12 protein-coding genes are annotated in these 11,360 nt (G+C 56.1%); 11 read left to right on the plus strand and 1 reads right to left on the minus strand.

Going from position 1 to position 11,360, the window contains the following annotated elements:
• Positions 1-16: 16 nt before the first annotated feature.
• The 11 genes from ACR0QW_RS05190 (at position 17) to ACR0QW_RS05240 (ending at position 11,159) form a co-directional block, all read left to right on the plus strand.
• The gene (locus tag ACR0QW_RS05190) at positions 17-208 is read left to right on the plus strand and encodes a hypothetical protein (protein WP_432642648.1); all 192 of its coding nucleotides are present in this window, start codon (positions 17-19) and stop codon (positions 206-208) included.
• Positions 209-364: 156 nt separating this feature from the next.
• Positions 365-793 (plus strand): hypothetical protein, encoded by a 429-nt coding sequence (locus tag ACR0QW_RS05195; RefSeq protein WP_432642649.1) that lies wholly within the window; start codon positions 365-367, stop codon positions 791-793.
• A gap of 55 nt (positions 794-848) precedes the next feature.
• Complete coding sequence (murA, locus tag ACR0QW_RS05200) at positions 849-2,108, plus strand: UDP-N-acetylglucosamine 1-carboxyvinyltransferase (protein ID WP_432642660.1); 1,260 nt, start codon at positions 849-851, stop codon at positions 2,106-2,108.
• Between the two features lie 4 nt (positions 2,109-2,112).
• On the plus strand, positions 2,113-3,147 hold the full coding sequence (locus ACR0QW_RS05205; protein ID WP_432642650.1) for a rod shape-determining protein: 1,035 nt from the start codon (positions 2,113-2,115) through the stop codon (positions 3,145-3,147).
• Between the two features lie 56 nt (positions 3,148-3,203).
• Positions 3,204-4,631 (plus strand): phosphodiester glycosidase family protein, encoded by a 1,428-nt coding sequence (locus tag ACR0QW_RS05210; RefSeq protein ID WP_432642651.1) that lies wholly within the window; start codon positions 3,204-3,206, stop codon positions 4,629-4,631.
• Between the two features lie 68 nt (positions 4,632-4,699).
• Positions 4,700-5,005 (plus strand): hypothetical protein, encoded by a 306-nt coding sequence (locus tag ACR0QW_RS05215; RefSeq protein ID WP_432642652.1) that lies wholly within the window; start codon positions 4,700-4,702, stop codon positions 5,003-5,005.
• A 58-nt stretch (positions 5,006-5,063) separates the two neighbouring features.
• Positions 5,064-6,836, plus strand: coding sequence for a SpoIVB peptidase S55 domain-containing protein (locus tag ACR0QW_RS05220; protein WP_432642653.1), 1,773 nt, complete (start codon positions 5,064-5,066; stop codon positions 6,834-6,836).
• 138 nt (positions 6,837-6,974) lie between these two features.
• Entirely contained in the window at positions 6,975-7,757 is a 783-nt protein-coding gene (locus ACR0QW_RS05225; RefSeq protein WP_432642654.1) for an MlaE family ABC transporter permease, read from the plus strand.
• A 1-nt stretch (position 7,758) separates the two neighbouring features.
• A complete protein-coding gene (locus tag ACR0QW_RS05230; RefSeq protein WP_432642655.1) occupies positions 7,759-8,526 on the plus strand; it encodes an ABC transporter ATP-binding protein in 768 nt (255 codons plus the stop codon).
• Positions 8,516-9,769, plus strand: coding sequence for an MlaD family protein (locus ACR0QW_RS05235; RefSeq protein ID WP_432642656.1), 1,254 nt, complete (start codon positions 8,516-8,518; stop codon positions 9,767-9,769). Before ACR0QW_RS05230 ends, ACR0QW_RS05235 begins: the two co-directional genes overlap by 11 nt.
• A 97-nt stretch (positions 9,770-9,866) precedes the next feature.
• Complete coding sequence (locus tag ACR0QW_RS05240) at positions 9,867-11,159, plus strand: TolC family protein (RefSeq protein WP_432642657.1); 1,293 nt, start codon at positions 9,867-9,869, stop codon at positions 11,157-11,159.
• Between the two features lie 122 nt (positions 11,160-11,281).
• Here ACR0QW_RS05240 and ACR0QW_RS05245 read toward each other — a convergent pair.
• A partial coding sequence (locus ACR0QW_RS05245; protein ID WP_432642436.1) for an IS3 family transposase occupies positions 11,282-11,360 on the minus strand: 79 nt, incomplete at its 5' end.

The raw sequence follows: 11,360 nt of genomic DNA on the forward strand, positions 1-11,360 counted from the left end.
GAGAGGGGGCTCCGCTGTGGACTTTATCAGTAAGATGGCGGCCAGTAAGATGGGGCAGCTGCGCCTGGAACTGGTCGAACTGGAAGAACGATTGGAAGAAGCAAAGACGGAAGAACAGATCCGCAATCTCAAAAAGACCATTCAGGAAAAGCAGGTCTATTACAACATCCTGGCGGACCGGCTGCGGACCCACACAAGACGGTTTTAAGAAGGAAGTGTCGCCCTGGCGGCACTTCTTTTTTGCTGTGCCCATTCCATCTTTTTTCCCCTATGGTATTCATTGCGTAATATGGTATAATAATCTGGTTATCAAAATTGGCATTGGATTGGAAGTACCGTAGACATAGAGGGGGTGCCATACGGATTGTCCAACATGGTGTTTTTGGTGGTATGCTGCCTGGTGACCTGGGTAATTTTCCTGGACAGCCACAGCATTGGGATGAAGCATAAGAATCTGTGGGTAGTGGGGACATTTTTACTGATGCCCCTGGTTGTTCCGCTTTATTTGATCCGCAGGGCTCAGTTTCTTTATGAGCGGAAACTGACGCCCCGGCAGGAGAGAGAAGCCAAAGCCCGGGAGGAATCCCGGAAACGGCGTCAGAAGGCAGAAAAAGCCAGGATGGAATGGGAAATCGCCCAACGAAAAAAAGCAAAAGACGATCCGGCCGGGGCAGCTGCTGCCCGGGCAAAGAATTACCGGGAAAAGCACGAAATGCGGCTGGCCCTGGATCATGCATTGATTGAACAGCAGCAACGACACAAAAAACAATGGGGTATCCATTCGAAATTATGACGAGGGAAGGGGAAGCATTGCTTCTCTTCTAGAAAAGAAAGGTGTGGAATCAGGCGTGGAGAAACTGGTGGTAAAGGGTGGTCATCGGCTGCAGGGGACTGTTCGGGTCAGCGGGGCCAAAAATGCAGTATTGCCCATTATTGCAGCTTCTGTATTGGGGACGGAAGGAAGTACCATTCTGGAAGTACCGGAACTGGAGGATGTGAGCACCATCTGCAAGGTGCTGGAATGTCTGGGACTGAAAGTGGATCATTCCCAGCCACATGCATTGAAAATCGACAGCAGGCAGGTGACCGGCTGGGAAGCTCCCTATGAGCTGGTAAGCACCATGCGGGCCTCGTTCCTGGTTATGGGCTCCTTGCTGGCGCGGATTGGCCGGGCCAAGATTTCTTTGCCTGGGGGATGTGCTATCGGGACTCGTCCCATCGACATCCATTTGAAAGGCTTCGAAGCCTTGGGTGCCACCATCGAGCAGGGCCATGGCTATATCGAAGCCTTTGCTCCCCATGGCCTGACCGGTACGACCATCTATCTGGATTTTCCCAGCGTAGGAGCAACGGAAAACCTGATGATGGCGGCTTCCATGGCCAAGGGGACAACCATCATTGAAAATGCGGCAGAGGAACCGGAAATCGTGGACCTGGCCAACTACATCAACGTGATGGGCGGCAAGGTCCGGGGAGCTGGTACCACTACCATCCGCATTGACGGTGTGGAAAGCATGAAAGGCGGGGAACATACGGTCATCCCCGACCGGATCGAAGCCGGGACTTATATGGTGGCGGGTGCCATGACCCACGGGGATATCATGGTGGAAAATGTGCTGTGCGAACATATGAAACCCCTGATCGCCAAACTGCGGGAAGCCGGTGCCACGGTGGAGGAGGGAATCAACTCCGTCCACGTGGTGGGGCCGGAACAGTTGAAGGCCATCACCATCAAGACCCTGCCCTATCCCGGGTTCCCTACGGATATGCAGGCCCAGGTCATGGCTATGATGTGCATTTCCAAAGGCCAGAGTTCCGTACTGGAAACCGTGTTCGAGAACCGGTTCATGCATGTGGATGAACTGCTGCGCATGGGGGCCAACATCCGGACAAGCGGCGGCCGGGCGGCCATCGTGGAAGGGGTGCCCAAGCTGTACGGGTGCCAGGTACGGGCAACGGATCTGCGGGCCGGTGCAGCCATGGTCCTGGCAGGACTGGTAGCCGACGGCAGTACGGAAATCACCGATATCTACCATATCGACCGGGGTTATGAAAATCTGGTAACCAAACTGACCGGTCTGGGAGCCGATATCAAGCGGATCGGCTGATACCATGAAACGGACGGAAAAGAGAAGCTTGTTTTCCCGGCTGTTCAACCCGGTGGATGTAGGCATCGATATGGGGACTACTACCACAAGGGTATTCATGAAGAACCGGGGCATCCTGCTCCAGGAACCTTCCGTGGTGGCTGTGGACCCCAATACCGGCAAGGTGGGAGCCATCGGCTCCAAGGCCAGGGAAATGGCCGGCAAGGGTCAGTGGGAAGTAATCTGGCCCCTGGAAAACGGGGTCATCGCTGATTTCGATGGGGCTGTAGGCCTGCTGGAAACAATCCTGGACCGGGTTGTGGGGAAGAACCTGTTCTTCAAGCCGAGAGTTATGCTCTGCGTGCCCACCGGGGTTACCGGTGTGGAGCGTCGGGCTGTGACAGAAGCGGCGCTCCTGGCGGGAGCCGCGAAAACGTATCTGATCGAGGAACCGGTGGCAGCAGCACTGGGGGCCGGGCTTCCCATCCAGGAACCCAAAGGGCACCTGGTGATGAACATCGGCAGCGGGATTACCAGTGTGGCGCTGCTGAGCATGGGGCGGATCATCCATTCTGCATCCCTCCGGATGGGCGGAGAGTCGTTCAATGCGGCTCTGGACCGGTTCCTGAAGGACCATCTCCATCTGCAGGTGGAAAACAGCCAGACAGAGGAAATCAAACTGGACATCGGCACGGTGAGTACCCACGGCCGTCGGAGCAACCGGATCATCCGGGGGCGGGATACCATCACGGGCCTGCCTACCACGGTGCGCCTGGGAGCCCAGGAACTGCGGCAGGGGCTGGAGGAACCGGTGGTTTCCCTGCTTGCCTGTCTGCACGGCGTACTGGAAAAGACACCGCCGGAACTGGCGGCGGATCTGCTGGATACGGGTATCGTCCTTACCGGGGGCGGCAGCCTGCTGGAAGGGCTGGATGAATGCATCCAGAACGGGACCCATGTACGGACCCGGGTGGCGCCCAATCCCCTGGAATGTGTGGCCAGGGGTGCTGGCATGGCGCTGGATGATCCGGCCCTGTTGGATTTGATGGAAAGAAAATAGCATGAAGGGGTGTGAATACTTCACACCTCTATTTTATTTGGAAAAGGAGTTTCATCGTGCAACAATTGTATCGCAAATGGATTTCTCGTTTCCTGCTGGCCGGGATGCTGTTTACAGCCGGTCTGCCTGGGGCTCAGGCGGCCCGTGTGAACCAGCTTCGGGGTGGGGTAACATCGGAGCGGGCCCGGGTGGTCATGAACCTGGATGAACCGGTGGCTTATACCAGCCGGGTGGTTGGCAATCAGCTGATCATCAATCTGAAGGGCAAGGCAGCCCGGACAGAAATGATACGGCTGCGGGATCCCCGGATCCAGAAAGCTACCCTGGAACCTTCCGGCAGCGGCAGCCGTCTGGTGGTGGTGTTCCGCAAAACGGTACCGGCCTACAAGGTGTTCCTGCTGAAGAATCCCCAGCGGCTGGTAGTGGATTTCCCTCGGTCCGGCACCGCCGGCAGTGCGGTCCGGAAACCTTCCAGTTCTGGCCAGTGGCTGGGCAAAGGGCTCACGTACAAGGCAGGCCGGGTGAACTACGGCGCCGGCCAGGTGAAGACCTATACCCTGATTTTGGCTCCTTCCAGCGAGTTCAGACTGGATTTCATTCCCGGCTACGGCAAAACCATCCAGCGGGGCACTCTGTCCATGATCCAGAAACGGTCCGGGGCGGTAGCCCTGGTGAATGCCTCCTACTTCGACAGTGACATCTGGGTGGTGGGTAACCTGAAAATCCAGGGCAAATGGCTGGGTATGGAAACCACACCCCGCACGGGACTGGTCATTCCCAGAGGGAGTATTCCCTCCATCCAGCCGGGCCTTTCCTACAGCGGCACCGTGACACGTCCTGACGGCAGGAGCTTTGCCATTACCGGTGTGGACCGGATGCGGCTGGAAAATGAGCTGATCCTGTTCAATGACGGGTATGACGATACGACTGACACCAACAGCTATGGTACGGAAGTGAAGCTGGTGAACGGAGTGGTCAGCGATATCAGCAGAACGGGCAGCATGCCTCTTACTGCCGGCAGTACTGTCTTGTCCGGCAACGGCACGGCAGCAGCTTTCCTGAATGGCTTGCGCCGGGGTGACCGGGTGACCATCCGCCAGACACTGGGCAATACAGCGGCCGACAGCGCGGTATCCGTTGGGTCTGCAGGTCCTCAGCTGGTGCGGGACGGACAGGTGGCCGTGACCAGTGATGAGGAGGAAATCGCTTCCGATATTGCTGACGGACGGGCGCCCCGGACCGGCGTGGGCATCAAAAAGGACGGCACCGTACTCATTGTGGTGGCCGATGGCCGCAGCGACGACAGCGCCGGATTCACCCTGAATGAGTTCGCCCGGTATTTTGTCAGCCTGGGTGCCGACAGGGCCATGAACTTCGATGGGGGCGGTTCCAGTGAGATGGTGGTGAATGGCAGGATCATGAACGACCCCAGCGATGGCAGTGAACGGCCTGTCCGCGTAGCCTTGGGAGTATTCCGGAAGTAAGGCACCCTCTTGCATCCCTCCTTGACTTCGGTATATAATAAACAAACGATGGAAAAGAGGTGCTGATCATGTTACACAAAATCCTGAAAAATAGAAAAATATGGGCAGCAGCCTTGCTGATGGTGTTACTGGCCCTGGGCGTGGCCCAGGCGGCCGGGGTACAGCCGCAGAAGAGCAGCCTTTCCGGTACGGTGGTTTCTACGGTTTCCGTGGGCAGCCAGGTTTCGGAAGGAGCTGTACTGGTGACTGTGAAGACCCTGGCGGGAACGGCACCGGCTGCCCGTGCCAACTGCGGCGGCAAAGTGGTGTCTGTGGAAGTTTCTCCGGGCAGTATGATCGCGGCTGATCAGGTCGTTGCCCAGATCGAACCGTAAAGAGAGAAGCAAAAAGGGCTGTCACTTCAGGCGACAGCCCTCTTTTATAGGAGGAAATATGCACTGTTTCAAGTGGAAACGCATCCTGGCACTGGCTCTTGGATGCGTTCTGGCAATGGCTTCCCTGGCACTGGCCGTTACTCCTACCATTGCGGTGGAAGAACTGAAACCGGGGATGAAGGGGTATGGCAAGACGGTGATCCGGGGAGCGGACATCCAGACCTTTGATGTGGAAATCCTTGGGGTCACCGGTACGGAAACTGGCGGTTACAACATCCTGATCAAGGCCTCCGGTCCGCTCTTGAAAGAAAGCGGCGGCATTGCCCAGGGCATGAGCGGCAGTCCGGTATATATCGACGGCCGGCTGGCCGGGGCTGTGGCCTATGGGCAGGCCTTTTCCGACCCCAACTACTGTTTTCTGACCCCTATCAACGAAATGCTGCGGCTGTTCGATGAAACGGATCCCCGGCCTTCCGTATTCCTGCCTAAGAGTACGCCGCTTATGGTCAGCGGATTTACCTCCGACGGGGTGGCTCACCTGAATGAAGGACTGAAATCCTTTGGACTTACATCCTATGCGGTGCCGGGCGGGGATGCGGCACTGGACAATGTGAAACTGGAACCGGGCAGCTCTGTGGGAGTAGCCCTGGTACGGGGCGATATGGTCATCGGGGCCATCGGTACTGTCACCTGGACTGATGACGAAGGACGGGTACTGGCCTTTGGCCACCCCTTCCTGCAGCACGGGGATTCCAATTATTTCATGACCAATGCCTGGATTTACGCTTCTGTGCCCAACATCCAGAGCGCTTTCAAAGTGGGTTCCCTGGGAAAAACATTGGGCCGCATCAGCCAGGACCGGCTCAGCGGCATCGCTGGGAAAGAAGGCGAAAGTGCACCCATCATTCCCATGTACGTATCCGTGACGGATAAGGACCGGGGCGTCCACAGAAGCAGCAATGTACAGCTGATTACCGATGAAGACCTGGTACCCACCCTGGTGGATGGAGTCACCTACAATACGGTAAGCATGGCCAAAGACCGGAAGGGGGCCGGGTCCAGCCGGATCCGCTTCACCATTACAGCCAACGGGGAAAAGGAAGGCCCCATCCGTCTGCGCCGGGAGAACATGTTCTACAGTGCCAGCGATCTGGGCAAGCTTACTGATTCGGAACTGAACGTGGCTACGGATATGCTCATGAACAACCGGTTCGACAAAGTGACCATCCAGGACATCAATGTGGATGTGGAGACCACCTCCAACTGTGAAGTGGCAGAAATGCTGGGAGCCAGTGCACCTTCCACCGTTACCCAGGGCGGGGTGCTGCCCATCACGCTGACTTTCAAGCCCTACCGGGCCGATGAGATTACTCGCACCATCAACTTCAGGGTGCCGGACAAGCAGCCTGTGGGGCCCATGAACCTGATCGTCCGCAGCGGCAATGCCACCACCTGGATCAGCAAGGCCCTGTCCAAACGAAACAGCGGCAGGAATACCAATACCACCGATGGAGACGGGACGGATGGCAGCGAGGATGATACGTCCATGCTGCAGTCCGGCCAGCGCCAGTTCAAGGATTTCCTCACGGAATTCAATGAAATGGATGCCAACAACGAAGTGGTGGTGGACCTGATGCCCGGATACGCCAGCAGTGCTGCCGGCCGCAGCGGCTATCGGCGCGGCAATGCCGCCGGAAACAGTGCCGGCGCTGCCAGTATGAGCAACGCCATCACCGGCCTGCTCAAAGGCAGCAGGTTCAAACAGAAATTCCCCATGGATTTCATCATCACCGGAGAAACGAATATTGCGGTCAATGTAAAGAGCCGTTAGAAATGATGATGGTAAAAATAGAGCAGGGGCTGTGGATGATTTCGCAGCTCCTTTTTTCATATTCTACAGGAAATTTTCATGGTTATGGGGTATAATAGGCTGTAATGATTTCAGATTGAAGGAAAGGATGGACGTTTTATGGGACTCCGAGACCTGTGCCGCTGGGTGGGCCATTCCCTGGTGGACCTGTGCGCCCGGGTGGGCCGCATCATGAATCTGTTCCTGGAAGCCTGCAGGGCTGCCAGAGGAGCGGATCGCCGGGAAGTCTTGCGCCAGATGGCCAAACTGGGAGCGGATTCGCTGCCCATTGTCAGTATGACCATCCTGTGCACCGGCATGGTCATGAGCGTACAGACTGCCAAGGAATTCGTCCGTTTCGGGGCGGCGGATTCCGTGGGCGGTATCGTGGCTATTGCCATGGGCCGGGAACTGGCCCCCATCCTGACCGGTGTGGTGGTGGCCGGACGGATCGGCGCCGCTATCGCCGCGGAATTGGGTACCATGAAGGTCACAGAGCAGATCGATGCCCTGCGGGTCATGGCTGCCAGTCCCGTACAATATCTGGTGGCTCCCCGCCTGCTGGCTATCGTCCTCATGATGCCGGTCCTGGTGGTATATGCAAACCTGGTGGGAGATGTGGGCGGCTGGTTCGTGGCAGAAAACTACGCCGGCATCAATTCCCACATGTTTATGGAAAGCATCCGGAGTTTCATCGAACCCTGGGATATCATCGGCGGGCTGATCAAGGGGGCCGTGTTCGGTGCCCTCATTGCCACCATCGGCTGCTTCCGGGGACTCACGGCCACTCAGGGTGCTGAAGGCGTGGGCCTGGCTACTACGAAATCCGTGGTGATGTCCATCATCCTGATCTTCATTGCCAACTATTTCCTGTCCATCATCCTGTATGTCCATGGAGGCTGAGATGCAAGAACCTGTCATTGAATTCCGCGGCGTGGAAATGGCCTTCGGCCCCAAGGTGGTGCTGGACCATGTGAGCTTCCAGGTCAGGAAGGGAGAGACCCTGGCGGTGATCGGGCCCAGCGGTACCGGCAAGAGTACCGTGTTGAAGCTGCTCATCGGACTGCTGAAGCCCCAGGGAGGCTCCATCCTCATCCAGGGTCACGCAGTGGAGAAATATACAGAAGACCAATGGAACCAGCTGCGCCAGCACATGGGCATGGTGTTCCAGTATTCCGCCCTGTTCGATTTCCTGGATGTGGGCGAGAATGTGGCTTTCGGACTGCGGCAGCACACCCGTATGGCCGAAGCCGATATCCAGGAACGGGTTGCCGGGCTTCTGGATGCGGTGGGCCTTTCCGGCAACGAGCATGTGTATCCGGCCCAGCTGTCCGGAGGCATGCAGAAGCGGGTGGGACTGGCTCGGGCCCTGGCCCTGAAACCGGACATCATTCTGTACGATGAACCTACGGCCGGGCTGGACCCCATCATGGCTACCAATATCAGCCAGCTGATCCTGGATACGAAAAAGAAACTGGGCATTACAGGAGTGCTGGTCACCCATGACATGGCATCGGCTTTCCTGTGTGCCGACCGGATCCTGATGCTCAGCAAGGGCCGGATTGTATTTTCTGGCACTGTGGACGAAGCGAGACATACCCGGGAACCCCTGGTACGGGCGTTCCTGCGCAGTGATATTCTGGAAGACAAGGAGCAAGAGCATGAAAACTGATGAAGTCAAAGTCGGTGCCGTCACCTTGGGCGGTTTCGTGATCCTGGCCCTGATGCTGACCTTTCTGGGGGTCTTCAGTTTCACCGGCCGTACCTATAAGCTCAACGTGATGTTCAACGATGTGGACGGCCTGAAAACAGGAAACGAGGTCAGGTTTGCCGGGGTACCCGTGGGCAAGGTGCAGGACATCCTGGTGGATGGCTCCAAGGTGAAAGTGGTCATGAAGATGGACGAAAAGCAGAAAATCCCCCGCAACTCCCAGTTCAGCATCGGATCTGACGGAGTCATGGGCAGCAAGTTCGTTTCTATTACGCCGCCCCAGATTGCTACCGGCCTGACTTTCAAGCCCGGTGAAACCATTACCGGCCAGCAGGCAGGGGGGATTGGCAAGCTTATGGATTCCTCCGGCAAGGTACTGGACAAGCTGGATGTGGTGGTGGATGCTTTCGCCAATGTGTTCGGCGACAAGGATGTACAGAAATCCATGCGCCAGGGTTTTGTCCAGACAGGGGAAGTGGCCAAGAACATGAATGACTTCACCAAAGCCCTGGCCACCATGGCCCAGCAGAACCAGGGCGACATCCATACGATGGTAAGACAGATGAAAGAAATGTCCGTTCATATGAACAATATCATGGATAAAGCAGATGCAGACGGAGATACCGGCCGGAATGTGGCTGCCATGGCCGCCAATATGGCTGACGCCAGCAAGAAAATCCAAAGCACGGCGGAAGCCCTGCAGAATGTGGTCACCGATCCCCAGACCCAACAGGACCTGAAGGAGACCATCTCCCATGCCAAATCCACTTCCGTAAAAGCGGATAAAATCCTGGGGGTGGTCACCGATGCCCAGCTGCAGGCCGATGTACTCTACAATGACAAAAAGGGAAAATGGCGGACCGATATGGGTGCCAGACTGCCCCTGAAAGATGATTCCTATGCCTACCTGGGCGTGTCCGATATCGGCGACCGGGACAAGCTGGACTTCCACTATAACAGGAAGCTGAACAAATACATCTGGGGCCGGGCCGGTGTCATGGAAGGTGAGTTTGGCGTAGGGGCCGACTGGATCCTTTCCCCAAAACTGAAGCTGTTTACCGATTTCTATGATTTCAACGATGCCAAGCTGAAGGTGGGTGCGGAATACGCCTTTACCCCCAGACTGTCTCTGATCGGAGAGAGCATGGATGTGTTGGATAACGGGGTGGATACCACCTATCTGGGACTGCGGGCGCGGTTCTGAGGCACAGTTTGGAAAGTGTTTGGTTGACTTTGTTTTTTTTACTGTTTATAATAGTAAAAGCTGACTAGGTAGTCAGAATGTACAGGAGGGTCTGAACGTGAAGCATTTTCATACGAAAAGCATGATTTTGAGCGCTGTCATCCTGAGCGCGATGAGCTTACATACAGTTGGGGCCGCTACCCCCGACACTGTGAACCTGGATCTGGGCAAGGCAGTCCGCATGGCTCTGGACAACAACTCCAGCGTCAAGATTTCTGCCGCCGAACTGGATGCCGCCAAAGCAGAACTGGACCAGGCCAAGGGATCCCGCTGGGGGAGCATCGACTTTACCCATACCAGCGGGAGAACGGAAAACTATCGAAGACAGTCAATCGGGAATGAACATACGAATGATATCAATATCACGGTTCCCATCTATACGGGCGGGCGTCTGGAAGGCCAGATCGAACAGGCCAAAAAGAATCTGGATTACTACCAGTATGGGATGAGCAGTTCCTATCAGACCACCCGGTACAATGCAGAAAAAGGCTACTACGATGTGCTTCAGGCTGCCAATACCGTGAATCTGGACAAAGAGACCGTGGACCGGCTGAATGAACATTTGAAGAATACCCAGGCCCAGTTCGCCGTGGGCGTGGTGGCAAAGGCTGACGTGCTCCGGTCTGAAGTGGAACTGGTGAATGCCCAGCAGACTCTGACCCAGGCTGAAAACAACTACGAAGTGGCTGTTTCCTCTTTGAACAACGTCATCGGGCTTCCCACTGCCACGAAGCTGAACCTGAGCCAGGGGCTGGAATACAAGCCCAATGATTATACCTTGGACAACTGCGTGACCTACGCCATGGCCAACCGCCCGGAAATCCACCAGGCGGAAGCTTCTGTAGGGATGAGTGAAGCTGCAAAAAAAATCGCCAATTCTTATAGCTTGCCGCAGGTGAACCTGGCTGCTTCCAATGGCTGGCTGAATGATACATTCCCTGGCCAGCATCGGAACCAATGGACCGTTGGGGTTACCGTGAATCAGAATATCTGGGATTATGGTGTGAATGCCGCCAGACTGCGGGAAGCCAAGGCCAACATCGTGAAGGCCCAGGAAAGCTACCGGCAGATCAGTGATCAGGTCCGGCTGGCTGTACGGACCAACTACCTGAGCATGCGGGAAGCTGAAAAGCGGATCAAGACCACGGAAGTGGCCGTGGCCCAGGCAGAAGAAGATTACCGTATTGCACAGCTGCGGTATCGGGCCGGTGTGGGTACCAACACCGATGTCATGGACGCATCGGTTGCCCTGACCACCGCCAAGAACAACTACATCCAGGCACTGTACGATTACAATACCTATACGGCATTGCTGGAACAGAGCATGGGTGTTCCTGTGGAAAACGAATAATTTCCCTGCCTTGTAGAGGGAAGAGCGCAGAACAAAGAGTAAAAAACGGATCGCCGCCGGGTGATGTGACCCCAAAAAGTTAGACCTTAGTAACGAGATGGTTGTGCCATCTCGTTACTTTTTTATGCAGCCTGTTGCGAGAGTCTGTATTGGACAGGACTCTTCCAACCTAATCTTTCCTTAATCCTTTGCTCATTGTAG

This window comes from Acidaminococcus sp., from assembly GCF_050873445.1.
Lineage (GTDB): Bacteria > Bacillota > Negativicutes > Acidaminococcales > Acidaminococcaceae > Acidaminococcus.

Excerpts from the sequence above, each read along its gene's own strand:
- ACR0QW_RS05205 (WP_432642650.1), top strand. The coding sequence starts at position 2,113 with ATGAAACGGACGGAAAAGAGAAGCTTGTTTTCCCGGCTGTTCAACCCG.
- ACR0QW_RS05215 (WP_432642652.1), top strand. The coding sequence starts at position 4,700 with ATGTTACACAAAATCCTGAAAAATAGAAAAATATGGGCAGCAGCCTTG.
- ACR0QW_RS05220 (WP_432642653.1), top strand. The coding sequence starts at position 5,064 with ATGCACTGTTTCAAGTGGAAACGCATCCTGGCACTGGCTCTTGGATGC.
- ACR0QW_RS05225 (WP_432642654.1), top strand. The coding sequence starts at position 6,975 with ATGGGACTCCGAGACCTGTGCCGCTGGGTGGGCCATTCCCTGGTGGAC.
- ACR0QW_RS05230 (WP_432642655.1), top strand. The coding sequence starts at position 7,759 with ATGCAAGAACCTGTCATTGAATTCCGCGGCGTGGAAATGGCCTTCGGC.
- ACR0QW_RS05235 (WP_432642656.1), top strand. The coding sequence starts at position 8,516 with ATGAAAACTGATGAAGTCAAAGTCGGTGCCGTCACCTTGGGCGGTTTC.